We start from the raw sequence: 21311 nt of genomic DNA on the forward strand, positions 1-21311 counted from the left end.
GTCGAGTCTCACCTCTGCCGGCCCCTACGGCACCCTGTGCAGCAAGTTCCCCCGAATGCCTCAGTCCAGGTAACCCCCTCACTCCGGTGGCCGTTTGAAAGCAGTACTCCTCTTGAATCAAGGAGCTCCCATGAGCGCCAACGTCGTACAGATGGCGACGAGCTGCTGACCGGCCGACGACCCACCGAGAGCCCCATGAAACTCACCTCCGTGGTCATCAGCCACAACGTCGCCGACTATCTCCCCGACTGCCTGGGCTCGCTGCGCAGGAACACCGGCCCGGACATCGAGTACGTCTTCGTCGACGACCACTCCACCGACGGCTCCCGCGCCCTGCTGGAGCAGGCCGTCGCCCGCATCCCCAACAGCCGGCTCGTCGTCCACCCGCAGAACCGGGGCGCCTCCGCCGCCCGCAACACCGGGATCGACGAGGCACGCGGCGAGTACGTCACCTTCCTCGACGGCGACGACTGGCTGGCGCCCGGCTACTACCCCCGGCTCGCCGAGGCCTGCACCCGGCTCGGCACCGACTTCGTCCGCGTCGACCATCTGCGCGCCCAGGGCAAGAGGCGCACGCTGCAGAGGGCTCCGGAGAGCAGGCGCGGGGTGCCGATCCCGTCGGTCGAGGGCATCGGCGAGGAGAACCGGGAGACCATGGCCGACTACGTCAACGCGTGGTCGGGCGGCTTCCGCACCGGGCTGCGGGACAGCGGACTGCTGTACTTCGACACCTCGCTCAGGACCTGCGAGGACCGGCTGTGGAACTGGCGGCTGCATCTGCACACGCGGACGTTCGCGGTGGTGGGCCTCGCCGGGCTCTTCTACCGCAGGGACGTCGGCGGCTCCCTCACCAGCGTCGGTGACGACCGGCAGCTCGACTTCCTCCCGGCCTCGCAGCGGATCATCGAGGAGGCCCTCGCCCACTGCACGGACCACAGCGTGCACCGCAAGGCCGTACGCACCCTGCTCGGCCTCACGCACTTCCACCTCAAGCGGACCGACCGGCTCGACAAGCGGGTGGCCAGACAGTTCCCCGGGCGGTACCGGGCCCTGGCCGCGTCCCTGCCGCAGGACCTGCTCCGCGAAGTCCTCGACGGCATGGACGAGCAGCGCAGATCCGACCTGACCGCCCTCTACCGTCCGAGGAAGACCGCGTGCCCCTGATGAACGTCCCCGTTCCCTCGGAGCCCTGTGATCCCGTCCCGGTCCAGCTCGTCGAAGCCTCCACCCTCTACGGCCTCGCCACGGTCTGCGCGGCCCTCGCACAGGGCCTGCTGCCGCTCGCGGAGGGCGGCCGGCGGGTGCTGGTGACGTCCACCAACACCACCGTCCCCGAGGCCCAGCCCCCGTGGGAGGAGCTGCCCGGCTTCGCCCACCTGGCGACGTACTTCGACGCGATCGTCTCCTGGAACGACACGATCTTCCCCAACCACCCCTCGGTCTGGTCGCCCCGCCCCGAAGACCGCTCGCTGTTCGAGCAGGCGCTGCGCCGCTCCTGGGGGATCGCCCCCGACGCCCCCGTCGAACTGGTCGCCGAGTCGGTCCAGTCCCCGCCCTCCCTCACGCTGGCCCGCCTCTTCGCCGACGCGACCCTGCACGTCTACGCCGACGGCCTGATGAGCTACGGCCCTCTGCGCACCCGTCTGGAACAGCAAGTCCTGCGCCGCGTCGGCCGGTTCGTCTACCCGGAGCTGGTCCCCGGCCTGCGCCCGCACCTGCTCGACGAGTGGCCCGGCGCCGAGCACCACCCGCTGCCTCCCGACGCCCTGCGCCGCACGCTCACCGTCCTCGCCGACGCCGCCAAGGACGAACTGGAGGCGGTACGTGAACTGCCCCAGGGCGGCGCCCTGTTGCTCGGCCAGTACCTCGCCGAGGCCGGCATCCTCAGCGCCGCCGAGGAGGACGCCCTGCACCGCGACATACTGCGCGAGGCGGTACGGGGCGGCGCCGAGTCGATCCTCTTCAAGCCGCATCCCAGCGCACCCCGCCGGCACGCCGAGTCCCTCCGCAGGGAAGCCGCACGCGCCGGCGTCACCCTGCACGTCCTCGACCTCACCGTCCTCGCCGAGGTGCTCTACGAACGACTCCGCCCCGACGTCGTCCTCGGCTGCTTCTCCACCGCCCTGTTCACCGCCACCACGGTGTACGGCATCCCCGCGGTGCGCGTCGGCACGGACCTCGTCCTGCGCCGCCTGAAGCCGTACGAGAACAGCAACCGCATCCCGCTGGTCATCGCCGACAGCGTGCTGCCCGGACCCGGGGCCGTCGAGGCACGGGACGAGGTGCAGCGGCTGGTGGCAACCGTCTCGTTCTGCATGCAGCCCCTCGCCTACGCCCATCTGCGCCCCGCCGCCGAGGCGTTGCTGTCGGCCGGCCGCGCCAAGGCCGTCGCCGGCCGGTACATGGGCCTGCTCCGGCTGACCAGACTCCGCCTCCCGGGCGGCCTCCCGGCAGCCCGCCTCCTGCTGCCGCTGGCCAAGACCTCGTTCATCCACCGACACCGCTCGACCCTCGCCCGGCTGGCACGCGGCGTACGCGGGACGGTGATCCGGTGACCGCTCACCGGGGACGGGGTCAGGAAGGGCAGCAGGACGGGGGCTCGATGCCCGCTCGTCGGGGGCGAGTTGACGGCGCGCAGGACGGTGCGCAGGACGGCGGGCAGGTGGTCGCCGGCCGGGAACGGGGTCAGGCAGGGCAGGACGGGAGCCCGATGCCCGCTCGTCGGGGGCGAGTTGAGGGCGCGCAGGACGGCGGGCAGGTGGTCGCTCGCCAGGAACGCGTTCGGGAAGCGCAGGAGGGTGCGCGGGTGATCGCTCGGCAGGGGCGGGGCGAGGAAGCGCAGGAGGACGGGGCGGTGATCGCTCCGGTTGCGGCGCTGATCGGCGGGCAGGGATCGGCGGGGCGTCCCGCTCCGTCCCCCGCACCGCCGCGGACGGGGCGGCGACGCCCCACCGCCGGCCGGTTCGCCGTCGAACTCGTCCTCGGGGCGGGCATCGCGGTCTCCGTGAGCCTCGGCATCCAGTACGCCGTACCGCGGCTGCCGCTGCCCGAACCGTCGCTGCTGTCGACCGTCCTGACCACGCTGACCACGACGGTCGTGGTGGTCCTCCTCGCCCTGTCGGTGCTGGCCGCCGGACGGGGCGGCATGGCCGTACGCGGGCTCCTCCACTGGTCCGGCTATGCGCTGGTCTCCGCGCTGCCCACACTCCTCCTCGCCCTCCCGCTGCACGGCACCCGCTGGTTCCTCGGCGGGCTCGCCTCGGACAACCAGTTCCGCGTCGAGTACCTCACCCGCCTCACCGACTCGCCCGCCCTGGCCGACTTCGCCTACCGGGACGTACCACCGCTGTACCCGCCCGGCTGGTTCTGGACCGGCGGCCGGATCGCCGCGCTGCTGGGCTGGGACGCGTGGGCCGCCTTCAAGCCGCTGTGCATCACCTCGGCCGCGCTCGCCGCGGCGGTGGCGCTGGCGCTGTGGCGGCTGCTGGTGCCGCCCCGGATCGCCGTACTGCTGGCGGCGGCGACCGTGATGGCCGCCTTCGTCGAGCCGTCCCTCGGCGTCCGCGAGCCCTACGCCTGGCTGGTCGGCTCCGCGCTGGCGCCGCTCACGGTGATCGCGCTGAAGCTGCTGCGGGCGCCCGCCGTCCGCCCGTGGCCACTGCTGGCGTTCGGCGTCGCGGTGGGCGCGGCCGTGCTGACGTACACGCTGCTCGCCGCATTCTGGATGTTCACGCTCACCGCGATGGCGATGGCCCTGCTGCTGCACAGGCCGCGTCGGTGGCGCACGCTGCTCGCGCGGGTCGCGCTCGCGGGGATCGCGGTGGCACCGTCGGCGGCCGTGGTCCTGCTGCCGTACGAACTGGCCGGACACGCCGCCGGAGGGTCCCCGGACACGACGGCGCTGAAGTTCACCCCCTACCAGCAGTTGACGTATCTGCTGCCGATGACGGAGATCACGCCGGGCGGACTGCTGTGCCTGGCCGGCACGGTCTGGCTGGTCGTCCGCTGCCGCAACCGGCCCGTGGCCGCGGGGCTGCTCGCGCTGGTCGCCGGATGCTACGCCTGGTGCGTGCTGTCCCAGCTGGCCATCGCGCTCGGCACCACGCTCCTTTCCTTCCGCGTCCACCCGGACCTGCTCGTCGCACTGCACTGCGCGGGCGTCCTCGCCCTCTGGGACCTGCTGCGGACCGTGCGCAGACGGCACCCCGCGCAGGCCCGGACCGCCACCGGCGTACTGGCCGTCGTCGCGGCGGTCTTCACCGTCGCCGCCGTCCAGCACGCGCAGAGCGCGCTGGGCCGCGAGGTCGACCTGGCCTACCGGCAGAGCTACCCCCTGGACGACGGCACGGCCCCCTCCCGCACGGCACGCGTGCGGCACCCCGGCACCGAGGACCTGTGGATCCGCCCCCTGGTCCGCGCGATCGCCCGCGGCACCGGCAAGCAGCCGCACGACCTGACCGTCCTGACGGACCATCACCGGCTGCTGTCCGTCGAGCCGTACTGGGCCTATGTCGCCATGACGCCCGGCTACTCCAACCCCCAGGCGCGGCACGAGAAGCGCAACGCGGAGGTACGGCGCTGGCTCGCCGCCCGGGACGCGGACGACTTCGTACAGCGGCTGGACTCGGGCCGCTTCCCGGCGCCGGACGTGTTCGTCCTGCGGCAGACCGACACCGGCTACGGCCTCTACCTGTTCCGCCACAACTTCCCCCGCGTCCCGGTGACCCGGTCCTCGGAGGTCGTCTTCCCGGTCGACTTCTTCCCGCCGGGGCGCTTCCTGCGGCAGGACGTCGGGCCGTACACCGTGATCACGCGGTACGGCGCCCGGTCCGGGTGAGCGCGGTGTACGGCCGAGCGGGATCAACCTGTCAATGACCCGTCAAGGGCCGGTTGGGTTCACAGCGGTGTGCCGGAACATGGGCGGCGACAGCGACCACGTCATGTGGTGGGCACTCGCCCGGGGCGCCGACCTCGGCGGCAACGCCACCGCCATCGGCACAGCGGTCACGGTCGCGGTGGCTATGTGTGGCTGCGGTACTTCGGCTGGGGGTAGCGCTTCGGCTGGGGACGGCTGAGGGCGTCACTTCACCGTCGGACTGGGCGTCGGCGCGGACGTGTTGACGTCCAGGCCCGGGGGCTCCGTGAGGGCGACGATCGGTGCGCCCGGCTGGGGCGGCGGCGGGGTGGTCTGGTCCTGGGGAAGCTTTGGCGGGCTGGTCTGCTGGAAGAGGGCCTGGTCGAAGTTGACCATTTCGGTCTTCTCCAGGACCGAGATGTGGTCGAGGACGGTGTCGTTGGTCAGGTCGGCGAGCTGACGGACCAGCGAGTTCTTGGTGGTGGCGCGGATCTGTGCGACCACCGGGAAGATTCGCCCATGGGCGGTCCGCATGATGTTGACCGCGGTGGTGTCGAACTGCTTGCCGGTCTCGGCCTGGGAGGTCGCCACGAACTGCTGCTGCTGCGGGCTGGGCTGGTTGGGCAGCGTGATGCCCAGCTCGGGCGCGATCTTGCGGCACATTGCGTCAAGCCGGGCGTGTCCGACGACCAGGTGCTCGCCGGCCTCCTTCATCGCCGGGGTCGTCCCGCGCTCGATCGCCGTCATGCCGAGCGGGTACTCCCACAGCCCGGCCGCGCGCACCGCGACCACGAAGGACCGGTCGGCCTCGGTGAGCGGACCGTAGGGGGTGTTCGCGATGATGCGATCCTGCGCGTTGGCTGTTTTGTCGATCCCGAGCATCGCGGGATACGCGAGTGCGGCGAGGGTCAGACTCAACGCACCGCCGACGAAGACGGTTCCGACCCTGTTGCGCGACAGGCGCATCGTGCCTCCTGATGTGACCGGCCCTGACAGCAAGAAGTACGGACGGGAGGCGTCGTCCAATCAGTGCGCCGGGAAGAAAGTCACGCAGGAAGCGTATGGCGTACGTCACACCCCTCACCCGCCGGGGCACCGGGTCGCCCTCGTCGCACGTGCTGGGTCCCTGATGAACTCACGGCGGGCGGCCTCCTCCTGCCGTACGGCAAGCCGCTGCGCACGCTCGTAGTCCACCTGGAGCCCCACTCGGGGACTGGCCGGGTGCGGACACCGGCGAACTGGTCTACGCGGGCCCGAACGTCATGCTCGGCTACGCCGAACACCCCACGGACCTCGCGCTGGCCGTACGACCCAAGCTCTCCACTCTGCTGCACCGTCACGGCTTCAGCGCCCTCTGCGCCGGCGCCGACGGCGCACTGGTGGTCGCCGTAGCGGGTGGGAGCGACACCGACGCGAGCCGGGCGCGACGCCTTGTGACCGGTGAGTTCGGGCTCCCGCCCCGGGCAGTCGCCGTCCATGTCCTGCCCGAACTGCCCGGGCTGCCCACGGGCAAGACCGACCATGAGGCCGTACGCAGACTCGGCGGCGCACCCACGCCGAGGTCGGATGAACAACCGTCGGACCTGGTCCAGTTGTACGCCGAAATCCTCGACCGCGCCGACGTCACCGAGAACAGCAGCTTCGTGTCGCTGGGCGGCGACTCACTGTCGTATGTCGAGATGTCGCTCACCCTGGAGCGGGAGCTGGGTCGTCTGCCGCGGGACTGGCACACCAGGCCCATACGCGACCTCCGCCGGCCGGAGCCCGCCGAGTCCGCACCGGGGAAGGGCTCGCGCAGACGACGCACCCTGGAGACCGGCATCGCGCTGCGGGCAGCGGCCATCGTCATGATCGTCGGCTCGCACATCCACGTCTTCTACGTCAAGGGCGGCGCCCACCTGCTGCTGGCGGTCGCGGGCTACAACCTCGCCCGCTTCCACCTCACCCCTTCCGCCGAACGCCGCGAACGTGCCCGGCACGCACTGCACAGCATCGCGCGCATCGTCCTGCCCAGCCTGGCCTGGATCGCCCTGGTCCTTCCGCTCACCGATGACTACGGCCTCACCAACCTCGTCCTGCTGCACAGCGTCCTCGGGCCGCACGACAGCGACACGGCCATGCACTTCTGGTTCGTCGAGGCGCTCACCTACATCCTGGTGGCCGCCATCGCCCTGCTGAGCCCGCGCATCGTGGATCGCGCCGAACGACGCTATCTCTTCTGGGACCGCCGCCTGGACGCCTGGATCGCGACCAGCCATGAGGTGGTCAGCAGCACTGCCGGTGACGCGCGGTTCTCCTCGGTGCGCTATCCCGACATCGAGGCCGTCTCCGAGGAACAAGACCGCATACTCGGCTCGCTGATCGGGCGCCAGTACGAAGCCCGCGTAGCCGATGAACCGCAACGGCCCATCGGGCTCCTGACCAGCGACCAACGCCGCCGGCAGCGGCGCGTCACGCGGTGGCACCCGTTCGTCCCCGGGCGCGAACGAGACCCGAGTCCGTCCGGTCAACTGTCACACAGGTATGCGCCAATCTCATTGCCAACCCTTTATGAAAACGATTATCGTCTTATTCGTGCCCGTGCGGGCATGAACATGACCCAGGGGGGTTTCTTTTGCGTACCCACAGACGCCTGCTGACCGTCACCGGTATCGCCGCCGCCGCGCTCGCCACGGCCGGCCTCAACACATCCGCCTTCGCCGCCACCACGCTGAGCAGCGGCCACGTCGACGTCCTCGACGCCGAGTGGGACGGCTCCGACCTGCACCTGCACGTCCACGACGAGGAGACCGACACCGAGTACGAGCCCGCGGACGTCACGCTGGCCGTGCCCGCGGCGGCGAAGGTCGCCAACCCGGGCCACGGCTGGCTGGGATCGGGCAGCCAGATCTGGCTGCTGCCGGACACCGAAGCCGCCGCCGACGCGGCCGGGGTGCTGTTCCCGGGCATCTCCGCCGAGCACCTGACCACGGGTGTGTTCGCCAACAACAGCATCAGCTACCGCCTCGTCAGCGCCACCCGCAACGGCGCCACGACCGAGGACTTCAGCGTCTACTCCGGCAGCACCCGCTGGTACGACAGCAACACCGCCACCACCTTCTTCAAGTCCAGGAACTTCGCGGTCGGCGCCCACAACCACGCCAACTGGGCCTTCGAGGAAGCCGGTACCTACCGGCTCACCTTCCGGGTCCAGGGCACGGTGAGCGGCGTGACCGAGTCGGCCACCGCGACCTACACCGTCGTCGTCAGCTCGTGATGCGGGCCCTGACGCGCGACAGACGTGCCTTCACCGGTGCGGCGCTCATCGTGGCCACCGGGGTGCTCCTGAGCGCGGCAGGGCTGGTCGCCGGCGGCAGCGGGGCAGCCCGCGCCGCCGGCGACGCCGTCGTGCTCGACGAGGGCGAACTCGACCTCACGCCCCGACTGGTCGACGGCAAGCTGGAGTTGCAGATCGACGACCGCAGCGGTGACTCCGCGGTCGTACGGGAGCCGTCCGAGGTCGTGCTGCATGCCGGACCGGCGACCAAGGAAGACCTCATCGGCCCGGCCTATCCGATCCTGGGCGACACGCTGCTCTCCGCCTACTTCTTCAACGGCTGGGAGAACGCGGGGCAGATCTTCGCACCCGAGCCGGGCTGGAACGGCACCGAGGCGGGCGCGGACACCGAGGTCCGCCTCGCGGGTTTCGAGGGACCGGGGCGCTTCGCGATGTACACCTACACGCGCGAGATGGACAACAACGACGAGAGCCCGGTGCAGCACCTCAACAGCGGTGACAGCGCCCACGGCGCGTTCACCCTGGCCAAGGACGCGGAACGGGCCGTGCCCACCTGGGGCTTCACCGAGGAAGGCGTCTACCGCCTGACCCTCGCGGTCACCAGCGGCGGTTCCACCGACACCGAGACGCTGGCCGTGGTCGTCGGCGACGACGTCGACCCGGACGACGTACTGCCCGGCGACGGCTCCACCCCGACGCCCTCGGCGCCCCCCACGTCCACAACTCCCTCACCCTCGACGCCCACCGCGCCGGCCGCCCACGTCATCGACAACGGCCACCTCGATCTGGCCGCCCGCCCGGTGGACGGCGCGCTGCAGTTCCAGATCAAGGAGGGCACGGCCCACGACCACGCGTGGCACGAGCCCGACGAAGTCGTCCTGCATGTGAAACCAGGCGCCCGCCGGAAGATCACCGAGGGGTACGAGTTCCTGGGCCCGGTCGGCGACCCGGTCTGGTGGCTGCCCATCCAGCAACTTGACGGTCTGGTCTGGCCCGGCTGGAGCACCGACCAGTTCAAGAGCTCCGAGATCGACGGCCGTGTCGCCTTCCGGCTCGACGCCGTCCAGGGTCCGGGTGCGCTCAGCATCTTCACGGAAGGCTCGGTCGGCTCGGTGACCATGCACGCCCACAGCGGGGACGGCCTGCCGGACACCTTCGACCTGTCCGTACCGACCCACCGCCACACCGTGTGGACCTTCGCGCAGGAAGGCGTCTACCGCACGACGTTCGCCGTCAGCGCCACACTCGCCGACGGCACGAAGGTCAGCGACACGGAGACCATCGCCTGGGTCGTCGGGGACGACGTGGACCCGTCGACCGTCACGCCGGGCGCGGGCGACGAGCCGACTGCGACGCCCACGACCACTCCGTCGCAGTCGGCCTCCACGTCACCGACCGCGACCGCCTCCCCGTCGGCGTCCACATCCGGCTCGGCGAACCCCGCGCCCTCGGCGACGGACCCGGGCTCCGCGTCCTCCGGAACCGGCGGCAGTGCGTCGGCCGGCGGCAGCGGCACCTCGACGACCGGCGGACTCGCCTCCACCGGTGCGCAGGTCGCCGTGATCGGAGGCATCGCCGTTCTCGCCCTGCTGGTGGGCGGCGGCGCGGTGCTCTTCGTACGACGGCGCGGTACCTCCCAGTGAAAACTCCGCGTACGACGGACCGGCGCCCGCCCGGCAGCGACCCGGTCCGTCGTACGCGGCACCGACGTGTTCGAGACGTGTTCGACAGAAGGAGGAGCCCCATGCGGGGCCACCCCAGACGCACCACCGTCGCAGCCGCGCTGGTCGCGGCGAGCGCCCTGCTCTCCGGGTGCAGCGGGCTTCAAACCGGGTCGTCCGACGCGGAGTTGACCGTGTCGACGACCACGGCGATCATCGCCGACCTCGTGACGCGGGTCGGCGGCGACCGCGTCGACGTCACCTCGATCGTGCCGCACCACGGCGACCCGCACTCCTACGAGCCGAGCCCCGGTGACGCGGCCAAGGTCGCCAGGGCCGATGTCGTGTTCAGCAACGGTCTGCTGCTCGAAGAGCCCGGGATCATGAAGATGGTCCACACCAACACCCGGAAGTCCGCCCCGAAGATCGAGATCGCCGAGAAGCTGGAGCAGCACGGCGGCACAGTCATAAAGCTGGAGGAGGACCTCGGGCTCGACGTCCTGTGGCTCGGCTGGGCCGTCGAGGGCGAGGTCGAGGGAGACGGTTCCCAAGTCCGTACGACCGCCACGAAGCTGGAGGGACCCGGCGAGCTGCGCGTCTACCTCACCGACACGCTCGGCCGGCCCAAGGTGTACGTCGATTCCGCCGACGGCCTCGACGACGCGGACTCCTTCACCCTGCCGCCCGAGGCGCACACGCACGTCAACTGGGCGTTCAGCGAGCCCGGTACGTACCGGCTGACCGTCGAGGGGCGGACCGAGACGCTCGACGGGAAGAGCGCGGAGATCGGCAGCGGAACCTTCGCCTTCACCGTCGGCGACGAAGCCGAGGCGCCCGAGGGCGCGAAGGTGCTCGACGGCGGGCACGCCGACCTCGCGCTCAACGCCGAGACCGGGAAGGTGTACGTCCGCGCCGACGACGAGACCAGTGGCGAGCCGGCGCGGCTCGCGGCCGAGGACGTGGTGCTCAACGTGCCCGACCGGGCCAGGGAAACCGTGCCGAAGGAGGAGGTGTACGCCTTCCTCGGCGAGGCGGGCGACGAGCTGTGGGTGCTCCCGCAGGCCGTGATCGGCAAGCATGTGCACGGCGACCTGGACCCGCACGCCTGGGAGGACGTCGCCAACGCGGCGGCGTACGTCCGGCGGATCGAGGCCGAGCTGATCAAGGCCGACCCGGACGGGAAAGCGACGTACGAGAAGAACGCCGCCGCGTATCTGAAGACCCTCGGCGCCCTCGACGAGGAAGTCGCCGACAAGCTCGCCACCGTGCCGGAGAAGAACCGCAAGCTGATCACCACGCACGACGCCTTCGGGTACCTCGCGAAGGCGTACGGAATGGAGATCGCGGGCTTCGTCGTGCCTCTGCCGAACCAGGAGCCGAGCGCGGCCGAGGTGGAGGAACTCGGCACCACCATCCGGGAGAAGCAGGTCCCGTCGGTGTTCCTGGAACCGAACCTCGCGGCGCGCGCCGACGTGCTGCGCCGGGTCGCCGAGGACGAGGGCGTCGGCATCTGCACGATCTACGGCGACTCGTTCGACGACAAGGTCGACGACTACGTATCGATGATGCGGCACAACGCGACCGAGCTCGCCAAGTGCCTGGGGGAGGACGCCTGATGAGGAGTGCACGGAGAGTTCAGCGGGTCGCCGTGGCGGTGGTCCTCGCGGCCACGCTGGCAGGGGGCGGGGTCGCCGTCGCGGACGACCGTACGGCAGCCGGGTCCGGACTCGGCCGGATCGCCTACGGGGGCGGGGCGCTGACCCTGGATCCGGCGGACCGTGCCCATGTGATCGAGGTCGGCGGCGCGGGGGTGGCCGACGCGTCGGCGCCCGGCTGGGACACCACCGGTGTGCCCGAGGGCGCGGTCGTCGGGGACACGGTGCGGTGGTCGCTGACCGGGCTCGACGGTCCGGGTGACCTGAAGGTGTACTCGGGCGACGAGGGGGTGCCGCTGTTCGACAGTGCTGACGAACTGCCCGACGAGCGCGAGCTGCCGGTGGGCCAACAGGGGGACACCCGCTGGGAGTTCAGCGAAGGCGGCACGTACCAGGTCATCTTCACCGCGGAGGCCACGGCGGCCGACGGGCGGGAGCTGTCCGTCGGGACCGTGTACACGGTGGTGGTCGGGGACACGGCGGACGGGGAGGACGGGGACACGGCCCCGGAGGCACCGGTCGCCGAGGAGCCTCCCGCCGAGGAGGAGCAGACTCCGACGACGGCCGCGAAGTCCGTGACGCAGGCGGCCGGGACCGAACGGCGCACCGCCCTGGCCGCCACCACAGCTTCCGCCGCCGTCGCGTCCGACACGAAGGTCCTCGACGAGGGCCACGTCGACTTCGCCGCCCGTGTCGTCGACAGCACACTGCAGATCCACGTCAAGGACGGCACGGTCTCCGGGAAGACCACCTGGCGCGAGCCCTCCTCCGTGGTCCTGCACGTCAAGCCCGCCGCCAAGAACACCCTGCCGGACAACGAGGAGTTCGCGTTCCTCGGCAAGGGCGGCGACCCGGTGTGGCTGCTCGACCAGGTGCAGCAGGACGGGCTGCTGTGGCCCGGCTGGTCCACGGACAACATCGAGGCGGGGGCGGCCAAGGGGGGCGTGAAGTTCTCGCTCACCGCGGTCGAGGGCCCGGGGGCCTACGCGCTCTACACCTACGACGCGATGTCGGGCGCCGACGTCCTGTTCAACAGCAAGGACGGGGTGCCGGACGCCTTCGACGTCGCACAGAACACGCACGCGCACGGCGGCTGGGCGTTCACCAAGGAGGGGACGTACCGGTTGACCTTCAAGATGGGCGGCACGCTGGCGAACAGCACGAAGGTGTCGGACACGGAGACGGTGACGTTCGTGGTCGGCGACAGTGACCCCTCGGCGGTCGAGCCGGGCGACGGCTCGGGGAAGGGGACCTCGGGGAGCTCGGGGACCTCCGGCTCCTCGGACACGTCGGGCTCAGCGGCCTCCGACACGGACTCCGACTCCACGGGCGGCTCCTCGGCGGACGGCTCCGACGACGGCTCGATGGCCTCCACCGGCGCCGGCCAGGCGCTGCTGCTGGGCACCGCGGCCGCTACGCTCACGGCCCTGGGTGCGGCTTCCGTGCTGGCCGTCCGACGCAGGAGGACCGCACGTGGCTGACAGACCGGCCGACGGCGTGCCCGACAGCCCGGGCCCGCTGCTACGGGTCGCGGGCGCCACCGTCGTACTCGGTGGGAGGGTTGCCCTGGAGCGGGCCGACCTGTCCGTCGACGCGGGCGAGTTGGTCGGTCTCATCGGCCCGAACGGCGCGGGCAAGACGACGCTGCTGCGGGCCGTGCTCGGGCTGGTGCCGCTGGCCGGGGGAGGGGTGACCGTGGAGGGCCGGACCGGCCGCCGGGCCGGGCAGCGCATCGGGTACGTGCCTCAACGGCACGAGTTCGCCTGGGACTTCCCCATCGACGTCGCCGGCGCGGTCCTCACCGGCCGCACCCGCCAGACGGGCTGGCTGCGTCGCCCGGGCGCCGCGGGCCGGGCGGCCGTGGCCGAGGTACTGGAGCTGACCGGACTCACCGAGCTGCGCCGGCGCCCGATCGGCGAGCTCTCCGGAGGCCAGCGCCAGCGGGTCCTGGTGGCTCGCGCCCTGGCGGCCGGACCGCGCATCCTCCTCCTCGACGAGCCGTTCACCGGCGTCGACGTCCCCACCCAGAACCTGCTGAACGAGCTGTTCGGCCGGCTGGCCACGGAAGGCAGAGCACTGCTGATGACCACCCACGACCTGGCAGCCGCCGCCCGCACCTGCCACCGGGTGGCGCTGATCAACCGCACGGTCGTGGCCGACGGCGGGCCCGAACTCCTCGCCGACCCCGACCAGATGCTGCGGGCGTTCGGCCTGGACCGCGCGATCGGAGCCGTAGCGTGATCGAGTTCCTCACGGATCCCTGGCAACTGCCCTTCATGCAACGGGCGTTCGCCGTCGCCGCGATCATCGGCCTCGTATGCGGTGTCGTGGGCGTGTACGTCGTGCTGCGCGGCATGGCGTTCATCGGCGACGCGGTCGCCCACTCCGCGTTCCCGGGCGTCGCGCTCGCCTACGCCTTCGAGGGCAACCTCCTCCTCGGCGGCGCCGCGGCCGGCATCACCACGGCCGTCCTCATCGCCTTCGTCTCCCAGAACCGACGGCTGAAAGAGGACACCGTCATCGGCGTCTTCTTCGCCTTCGCCTTCGGACTGGGCATCGTCCTGGTGTCCACGCGCGACAGCTGGACGACCGACCTGTCCTCCTTCCTCTTCGGGCAGGTCCTCGCCGTCAGCGCGTCCGACGTATGGACCGTGACCGCCATCGGGGCCGTCCTGATCCTCGTCGTCCTCGCGATCGGCAAGGAACTGGTCGCGGTCAGCCTGGACCGCGAGACGGCACGGGCAGCCGGTCTGCCGGTGTTCCGCCTCGACCTGGCGCTCTACATCGTCGTCACCACGACGATCGTGATGTCCCTGGAAGCGGTCGGCAACATCCTCGTCCTCGCCCTCCTCATCACCCCCGCCGCCACCGCCCGCATGCTCACCGACCGGCTGTGGGCCATGACCCTGCTGGCCTCGCTCATCGGCTGCGCCGGAAGCGTCGCGGGCCTGTACGTCTCATACGCCTACGACCTCGCCGCCGGCGGCTCCGTGGTCGTGGTCCTCACCGGCATGTTCATCCTCACCTGGTGCCTGGCCCCCCGCCACGGGCTGCTGGCGAAGCTCATCCGACGCCCGGACCCCGCCACCCTCGCGCCCGCGGGGCGGTGACGCCCAGAAGAGAGACCCCACAAGGCCGCCCGCACGGTCACCCTGCCGCGCTCCTCATCCGGCTCCGATCGTGATCAGAGAGCCGGATCCGACGGCCCCACGATGGCCCGCAGCGCCGCAAGGTGCCCCCGGTAGGCATCCCGGCCTCGCCGGGTCAGTCGGAGCCACACGCGCTGCCGGGTGTCGCGGACGGCCTTGCGCTGCTCGACGTAGCCGGCGTCCATCAGCACGGTGACGTGCTTGCTCAGCGCGGAGGCGGAGAGGGCGAGTTGCTTTTGGACCAGGCCGAACTCCGCCTCGCCCGCGGTGTCCAGCAGGGCGCAGATGCGCAGCCGGTTCGGGGCGTGGATGGTGGTGTCGAAACCCTCCAGAAGGTCATCGTTTTCGGCGCTCACGCGGTCTTCCGATGCAGACGGACGAAGGCGAGGTGGAAGCCGACGGACACGGCGGCACCGATCAGCGAGGCCGCGATCAGCCACACCGGCCGTCCCGTGACGCGGAACGCGAACGCTGCCCCCACCAGCAGCACGGGCAGGCCGACCATGAGCGGCACGGTCGCCCGCTTCGGCAGCACGTCCAACCGCAGCGCCACCCCGGTCCTGTCACGCCAAGCCCTGGCCGCGACGGCGAAGAGCGCCCCGTACACCGCGGTGATCGCCACCATGATGCCCATCCAGGCGGAGCCCGGCAGCAGCCAGTCCGAGTCGGCCACGACGCCTCCGTAGACGATCGGGAGCGCGGCAACGTAGAGAGTAAGCGTGATGAAGAACCAGTTCGGCCACGGTGTGGCCGACAGCGCCGCGGCGGAGGCCCGGACGTGCTCGGTGTCCGCGAGGGCGGAACGGGCCTGCTCTGGCGTCAGTCGTGCTCCGCTAGTTTCCATGACGGAAAGAGTAGCGGCTGGTTTCCAGTACGGAAAGGGCAAGGTTTCCGGTACGGCAAGTGACTGGCGAGCCCGCTTGCGCTCGCCTCCGCGCCGCTCGAGAGCGTGCACTCACACGACGATCCGTCCAAGCCGTGCGGCCGTCGTCGCGTCACAGCGAAGGCCGGCTCGCATGTCGCTACTCGACGGGCTCGGCGATCAGCGCGGTGGCTACGCGGCGGAAGCCGAGCCGGGCGTAGATCCGGGCGACGTCGTCGTCGCCCGCGGACAAGAAGACGGTCTCGACGCCTCGCGAGCGTGCGTCGGCTATCAGCGCCGCGGTGACCGCGAGCGCAAGACCACGGCGGCGCGCGTTCGGCAGGGTTCCCACCCCGACGATCTCGCTGACCGCCCCCACCGGCTGGTGCTGACCGGCGCACAGCGCCATTCCGTCGTCCACGGCGGCGGCAACGCATGTCAGGCCGGCCAGGATGCGTGCCACCGCACGTTCCACCGACCCGTCATCGGCGCGGCTCCGCACCGCCTCGCTCAGCTCCGCAACGCCCGCCGCACCGACACCGGTTCCGGGATCGGCGAAGGCCAGGTGAGGGACGGCCAGCGCGCTCGGCAGCACGGGATCGCCCGGTCCCACAGTCCGCACCACCAGGCTGTCGGACACATCCGGCACAACGGGGGTCGGCACATCAGAGCCAAGGACCATCAATGGGTGTTCGTGCACCACAAGCCCTGTCCGCTCAGCCGCGGCCCGCAGCGCAGGTGTGGTCTCGGCAACCCACTCGAAACTCTCCGGGATGCCCAACTCCCGCTGCCGGGAGCGCACCCGGGTCACATCCACCGCACTCACCGGTCCGGACCACCCCAGGGCCGGACGTGCGTAGAAGGGCCAGCTCTGCCCCTCCTGGATGAACAACGTCAGCGGCCCCAAGTCCTCGACGCGAGCGCCGGAGCGGGGTACCGCGTCGTAATACTGCTCAAGCCGGTCCAGCAGTTCACGACCATCATCAAGATCCGCAGACGTCACGCCAAGCATCCAAGCACCAGGCCGCGAACCACAGCCACCGCATTACGCCCGGCCACAGCCGTCCTGGACGAACGACGACCAACTGCCGACAGCGGTATCGCGAACCGAGTCGTCACAAGGACGGCCTCAAGGTCAAGATCACCAGCATGGGCAAGATCACCGGCTTCGGTGAGCGGTGGCCCACCGCCGCACATTCGAACTACGCCGGTGCTACCGGCAGCCACACCCCGTCGCGCATGACGACCCGGCCGCGCAGCTCCGGTTCTCCGCGCCAGGCGCGCACTGTCCGCGGCGCCACGCGCAGGTACACGAAGGGCGCCTCTTCCGTACGCGGATCCCAGCCGAACTTGCCCGCGAACGCATCCGCGGCATCCTGCGGCACCTCCCGCGCGGGACAGCACTCCGCATCCCCTTGCAGCAGCACCACATCGAAGGTGTCCGGCAGCGCCAGCCGAACGCGCGGCTCCTCGCGTACGTTGCGCGCGGTCGCGGAGCCCGCACCGGTACACATCCACACCGCTTGCCCGTCCCACAGGAACCACAGCGGCACCTGATGCGGACCGTGTTCGGGGTGGGCCGTCGACACCCACATGTCGCGCTCCGCGCCGAGCCGTTCCAGCGCGTCGCGCCTGCGCTCTGCCGCGTCGCGACGAATGATCTCCGCAGGTTGCATGAGCGCCGACCTTAGCCAACACGGTCACGGTGCGCATGGGGCGCAGGTCCTAGGCCCGACGGCGGACCGTTGCCGGGGGCTCTCCGGGAAAACCTGCCGCGACCGACCGGATTCGGCCCGGTCAGCGATCCCCCCTTCTGGCGCGAACGGAGGCCGCGTCGACCATCGCCGAGGCCCAGTCCACCTCGCTTCGGGCCCCGAGTTCGTCCAGCACCGCCCGGTGCAGCCGACGCCACAGACCGGCCTCGGTCCATACCGTGAAGCGGCGATGCGCGGTGGCGGGCGACGTGCCGAACGTCGGCGGCAACGGGGCGGCCAGCTCCCAGAGTTCATCAGGAACCAGACGCTTCGACAGATCAGCACCCACGACCGGCATCGTGCCGCACGAACATCAAGTCACGTGCGACAACCTCTAAGCCTTGATTGGTGCGGCCGACCTGGCGGCCTGCTCGATCTTCGCGCAGTAGGCTGCACGGGCTTCCTCGTCGATCGGCTTCTCGTGTTCGGCGCGCACGCCGGTCCGGCCGTCGAGGCCCTCGCGCAGGATATCGGCGTGCCCGGCATGCCGGATGGACTCGCCGAGGACATGGACCATGACGGCGAACAGGTTCGTGTTGGGACAAGGCTCCGTCCACCACGGCACGTGGCCGGGGGCGTCGAGGGGAAGCTCGTTGATCGTCGCGTCCGAGTGTTCCCACGTGCGCCGGTAGAACCCGATGATCTGATCGCGGGTCTCGTCCTCGGTCGCCCACAGATCGCTGCCGTTGGAGTCCTGCCACCGGGGCAGCGGTTCCGGGCAAGGGCGGTCGAAGACCTCGCCGAAGTACCTGGCCTCGACGGTGGCCACGTGTTTGACCAGGCCGAGGAGGTTGGTCCCGGTCGCTGTCAAAGGCCGGCGGGCGTCGTACTCGGACAAACCGTCGAGTTTCCAGAGCAGCGCCTTGCGGTCCCGCCGCAGTCTCCCGTGCAGGTTGTCTTTCGCGAATTCATCGATCATGCGGCATGAGCCTGCCATGGGCTGTCTCGTGGTCTCAAGATCCCGTACGTGGTCCGCAACGACTGGCAGAGCCAAGGCCTGGCCATGGCCGCCGCCCTGACCTGCTACAAGAAGCTCGCGAAACCTGCCACGTGAGACAACCTCTCAGACGTCTCTCAATTGGTGAGTGGCCGTGTAGACAGTCGCCGGCAGACGTGCTGCGGTGGCGGTTGAATGCCTTGGTCAGCGACTACTGGACGCCCGCCCATCACGCGGTGGAGCACGATGAGGTCTTCAGCAACCGAACGGCACTCCTCGGTCAGGATTCCCAAGTACGACTACGTGCCTTCCGACCGGCCGCTGGAACACCAACTGCCGGAGATTCTTCAGGAAGCGGCGGGAGAGCCTGCCGCAGCAGCGGAAGGCGGCCCTGGGGGAGGCTCACGCTTGCCGATCAGACGCGGGCCACCCGTCCCGCCGACGCGCTCAGCGTCTACCTGCGCCTGGCCCAAGCGGAACCTGATGCGCCTGATGGACGTCAAACAGTGTGCGAAGGCAGCCGGTGATGATCAGTAGCCCCGGTAGATCTTCGACGAACAGACGTAGATCCAGCGGTGGGTCGTCGTCCAGAACCTTCTCAGGGCTCCAGGACAGCAGGGTGCAGCGGACACCGCGCTGGGCGCGACGGCGCCACTGCTCCCCCCCCGACGATCGCGAGCTGTGTCGCGTCGGCCATGGCGTCCCGTACCACGGAATCTTGCAGGGCAGGCACCTGGTGACGTCCTCGGCGTTGACCGGGTCGCCGCAGACGTAGTCGTAGTTGCTGCAATTGCGGCCCGCGACCGGCGCGTGCCGGAGACGGCGAGACGCGAAGGTGCCGCACCTTGGTCGTCGCGGGATACCAGTACTACGTGCCCGCGGTGAGTGTGGTGGTGGCTATCGCTCGTCCGGCGGCAGTTCCGTGAGGAGATCGACGCCGGTCAGTTCCGCGAGCCGGGCGGCGATCCGCGTGAGGGGAAGGCGCAGTCGGTCCAGGTCCGCGCGCATCTCGGCGGCGCGTTCCCAGGCGTGCTCATGCGCCGTGGGACTGGCGCCGTCGGGGCGCTTGGCCTCGTGCTGTTGGAGGGCGGGGTGCCAGGTCGAGAGGAACGGGCGGAGGTGCTCGTTCGCGAGCGCGGCGGCTGTGCGGGGCAGGATGAGCGGTGCCGCAGTCTCGGTGGCGACCCGGTGGAGGACCTCCCGGGTAGTGGCGAAGAGGGCGTGCAGGGAGGTGAGGGCTTCGCGCAGCGAGCCTTGGTCCGGGGCGAGCGGCTGGACGCCGACACGGGTGACCAGTTCGACCTGGAGGTCGAAGGCTGCGGCGCGCTCGATGGGCCCCGGACCGCGGTGCTTGGCCGAGGGATCCCGGAGGGCCTGAGTAGAGGGAAGCGGGGGCCGGGCGGTCGGGGCGGGGACTGCGGCCAGGGCGTGCAGGAGCAGCCGCCGGAGATCCTCCTGGCGGGCGGTGTCGATGTCATGCCGTCGCACGGCGCGGGCCAGCAACGGGTGGATGGTCCAGGTATGCGACAGGACGGGGTCGGGACGCAGGGCGCCGGAACCGAGAAGGGACTCAACGGCTTCTGCCACCAAGGGACAAGCCTCCCAGGGATCGTACGGGGAGACTGCCGCGAGCACGTTCTCCAGGGTGGACTGGTGCAGCGGTGCCGGGCAGGCCAGAGCGAGCAGACGCAGGACGTCGTCGACCGGGCCGTGCCCGGTCAGCGGGCGGGTGAGGAGGGACGCCGCGAGCCGCCCGCTGGTTCGGTCGCGGGGCGGCGAACCAGTGAGCACATCGCCACCTGGGGCGTGAAGCCGTTCGCGTGCACGGCCAAAGCCGGTCGACGCCGCAAGGTCGGCGAGTACGTCGAGTGCGTGTGGATGGCCGCCCACATCGTGGACCAGGGCGAGGGCGGCGTGCTGCTCGGATTCGTCGGCCGGAGTGTGTCGCGAGGTGATCAGGGTGAGGCCGTCGTCGTCCGGAAGCGGGGCTACGTCGATGGGCTCGGCGAAGGCGGCGTAGTGCAGGGAGCGCGTGGTGATGAGGGTGGCGGCGAGCAGGTGGGGGCCGAGCAACTGATGGAACTGGGTGTTCGTGAGTCCGTTCGGGACTCCGTCCACGACCCATAGGCAGGGGGCGTTCTGCTCGCCGAGGTGGATGGCGAGTCGGCTGAGCAGCCGGGAGAGGGACGTGTCCGTCGCATCGATGCCGAGAGCCGCCAATACGGTGGCTACTTGGTCGGCATAGGCGTCCACGGTGCGGGTCACGGCACCGAGGTCCTCGGGCTCGTCGGTGTGCAGATCGAACCAGAAGACGCCGCCGGGGAAGGCGGAGCTGAAGCGCAGCGCGTATTCCTGGGCGAGGAGGGACTTGCCGATGCCAGGCATGCCCCGCAGCTGCGCGGTGCGTCCGCTGCCGGCCTGGGACACGAGCGGTGCCTGGTGGCGGTGCAGGGCGGTGTGGATCTGCCACTGTTCGGGGAGCCGGCCGGTGAAGCGGGCCGAGCCCGTGCGCGCGGGAGCGGGCAGCCATGGGACGACGGGGGAGGCGGTGTGGACTCCCATGGGCTCGGAGAGTCCGGCGACATGGGCGTGAACGCGTGTGGCGAGCCGGTTCGCCTCCTCGGCCTCGGCGCGCCAGGGCCAGTATCGGGCGTCGCGGAGTTCGACCGGGTGGATGTGCTCGGCGGACGGCTCGGGGTTGACCACGAGGATCCGTCGACGGGGGTCACCCTCTCGCTGGCCTGCCAAGTAGGCGTAGGTGAGTTCCCACTGACAAGCACGGCGCTGCGGGTAGTCGGACGAGTACAGGGCCAGCAGCACCTTGGCGCGTGCCAGCGCCGTGGTGATGGTGGTGGTGATCGAGGCGAAGTCCTCCACGGCGGTGTCGTCGACGAACACCCTCAGCCCCTGGGCACGCAGGGCGACGACCACTGCCTCGGCCTGAGTGGTCGCGGAGCGGCTGTAGCTGACGAACACATCCCATTCGGAGGGGGGCCGCTCGGGCGAGGCGCTCACGAGCACGGTCTCCCTCGCCTGTCCTCAGTGCGCCCCCGGGCCGTGCACACTCGTGACGGCATCAGCCTCGAATACAGCGGGGGGGGGGCGTTGAATGCGGGCGACATGAAGGCGCACGACGGCCCTTTCTGCAGCGTCGCACCGGT

Annotated in this window: 18 protein-coding genes; 10 read left to right on the forward strand and 8 right to left on the reverse strand. The window is 70.8% G+C overall.

Annotation, left to right across the window (positions count from 1 at the left end; all coding sequences use genetic code 11):
- Positions 1-195 precede the first annotated feature (195 nt).
- The 3 genes from QQY66_RS33005 (at position 196) to QQY66_RS33015 (ending at position 4837) form a co-directional block, all read left to right on the forward strand.
- The gene (locus QQY66_RS33005) at positions 196-1164 is read left to right on the forward strand and encodes a glycosyltransferase (RefSeq protein WP_301983956.1); all 969 of its coding nucleotides are present in this window, start codon (positions 196-198) and stop codon (positions 1162-1164) included.
- On the forward strand, positions 1164-2555 hold the full coding sequence (locus QQY66_RS33010; protein ID WP_301987574.1) for a polysialyltransferase family glycosyltransferase: 1392 nt from the start codon (positions 1164-1166) through the stop codon (positions 2553-2555). Before QQY66_RS33005 ends, QQY66_RS33010 begins: the two co-directional genes overlap by 1 nt.
- A gap of 251 nt (positions 2556-2806) precedes the next feature.
- The gene (locus QQY66_RS33015; protein WP_301983957.1) at positions 2807-4837 is read left to right on the forward strand and encodes an arabinofuranosyltransferase; all 2031 of its coding nucleotides are present in this window, start codon (positions 2807-2809) and stop codon (positions 4835-4837) included.
- A gap of 243 nt (positions 4838-5080) precedes the next feature.
- Here QQY66_RS33015 and QQY66_RS33020 read toward each other — a convergent pair whose 3' ends face one another.
- A complete protein-coding gene (locus QQY66_RS33020) occupies positions 5081-5821 on the reverse strand; it encodes a DUF4142 domain-containing protein (RefSeq protein ID WP_301983958.1) in 741 nt (246 codons plus the stop codon).
- A 296-nt stretch (positions 5822-6117) separates the two neighbouring features.
- On the opposite strand from QQY66_RS33020, the gene QQY66_RS33025 reads away from it, so the two are divergent.
- The 7 genes from QQY66_RS33025 (at position 6118) to QQY66_RS33055 (ending at position 14558) form a co-directional block, all read left to right on the forward strand.
- Complete coding sequence (locus QQY66_RS33025) at positions 6118-7494, forward strand: acyltransferase (RefSeq protein ID WP_301983959.1); 1377 nt, start codon at positions 6118-6120, stop codon at positions 7492-7494.
- On the forward strand, positions 7470-8111 hold the full coding sequence (locus tag QQY66_RS33030; RefSeq protein WP_301983960.1) for a choice-of-anchor M domain-containing protein: 642 nt from the start codon (positions 7470-7472) through the stop codon (positions 8109-8111). The genes QQY66_RS33025 and QQY66_RS33030 overlap by 25 nt, the downstream gene beginning before the upstream one ends.
- The gene (locus QQY66_RS33035; RefSeq protein WP_301983961.1) at positions 8111-9775 is read left to right on the forward strand and encodes a choice-of-anchor M domain-containing protein; all 1665 of its coding nucleotides are present in this window, start codon (positions 8111-8113) and stop codon (positions 9773-9775) included. The genes QQY66_RS33030 and QQY66_RS33035 overlap by 1 nt, the downstream gene beginning before the upstream one ends.
- 101 nt (positions 9776-9876) lie before the next feature.
- On the forward strand, positions 9877-11409 hold the full coding sequence (locus tag QQY66_RS33040; protein ID WP_301983962.1) for an anchored repeat ABC transporter, substrate-binding protein: 1533 nt from the start codon (positions 9877-9879) through the stop codon (positions 11407-11409).
- Complete coding sequence (locus tag QQY66_RS33045; protein ID WP_301983963.1) at positions 11409-12929, forward strand: TIGR03773 family transporter-associated surface protein; 1521 nt, start codon at positions 11409-11411, stop codon at positions 12927-12929. Before QQY66_RS33040 ends, QQY66_RS33045 begins: the two co-directional genes overlap by 1 nt.
- 37 nt (positions 12930-12966) lie before the next feature.
- Positions 12967-13689 carry an anchored repeat-type ABC transporter ATP-binding subunit gene (locus tag QQY66_RS33050; protein ID WP_367667094.1) on the forward strand — a complete coding sequence of 241 codons (723 nt, stop codon included), beginning with the start codon at positions 12967-12969 and terminating at the stop codon, positions 13687-13689.
- Complete coding sequence (locus QQY66_RS33055; protein ID WP_301983965.1) at positions 13686-14558, forward strand: anchored repeat-type ABC transporter permease subunit; 873 nt, start codon at positions 13686-13688, stop codon at positions 14556-14558. The genes QQY66_RS33050 and QQY66_RS33055 overlap by 4 nt, the downstream gene beginning before the upstream one ends.
- A 74-nt stretch (positions 14559-14632) precedes the next feature.
- Here the strand turns inward: QQY66_RS33055 and QQY66_RS33060 are convergent, their stop codons facing one another.
- From QQY66_RS33060 to QQY66_RS33090, 7 genes are all read right to left on the reverse strand, one after another.
- Entirely contained in the window at positions 14633-14953 is a 321-nt protein-coding gene (locus QQY66_RS33060) for a transcriptional regulator (protein ID WP_301983966.1), read from the reverse strand.
- Positions 14950-15441, reverse strand: a complete 492-nt coding sequence (locus tag QQY66_RS33065; RefSeq protein ID WP_301983967.1) for a hypothetical protein — start codon at positions 15439-15441, stop codon at positions 14950-14952. The genes QQY66_RS33060 and QQY66_RS33065 overlap by 4 nt, the downstream gene beginning before the upstream one ends.
- Positions 15442-15619: 178 nt before the next feature.
- Entirely contained in the window at positions 15620-16462 is an 843-nt protein-coding gene (locus tag QQY66_RS33070; protein ID WP_301983968.1) for a GNAT family N-acetyltransferase, read from the reverse strand.
- A gap of 199 nt (positions 16463-16661) precedes the next feature.
- Entirely contained in the window at positions 16662-17135 is a 474-nt protein-coding gene (locus QQY66_RS33075) for a pyridoxamine 5'-phosphate oxidase family protein (protein WP_301983969.1), read from the reverse strand.
- A 121-nt stretch (positions 17136-17256) separates the two neighbouring features.
- Complete coding sequence (locus tag QQY66_RS33080) at positions 17257-17502, reverse strand: hypothetical protein (protein ID WP_301983970.1); 246 nt, start codon at positions 17500-17502, stop codon at positions 17257-17259.
- Positions 17503-17547: 45 nt separating this feature from the next.
- Complete coding sequence (locus QQY66_RS33085) at positions 17548-18132, reverse strand: DinB family protein (protein WP_301980930.1); 585 nt, start codon at positions 18130-18132, stop codon at positions 17548-17550.
- Between the two features lie 915 nt (positions 18133-19047).
- A complete protein-coding gene (locus QQY66_RS33090; RefSeq protein ID WP_301983971.1) occupies positions 19048-21165 on the reverse strand; it encodes a toll/interleukin-1 receptor domain-containing protein in 2118 nt (705 codons plus the stop codon).
- Positions 21166-21311 lie beyond the last annotated feature (146 nt).

This window comes from Streptomyces sp. DG2A-72 (genome assembly GCF_030499575.1).
Taxonomy (GTDB): Bacteria; Actinomycetota; Actinomycetes; order Streptomycetales; family Streptomycetaceae; genus Streptomyces.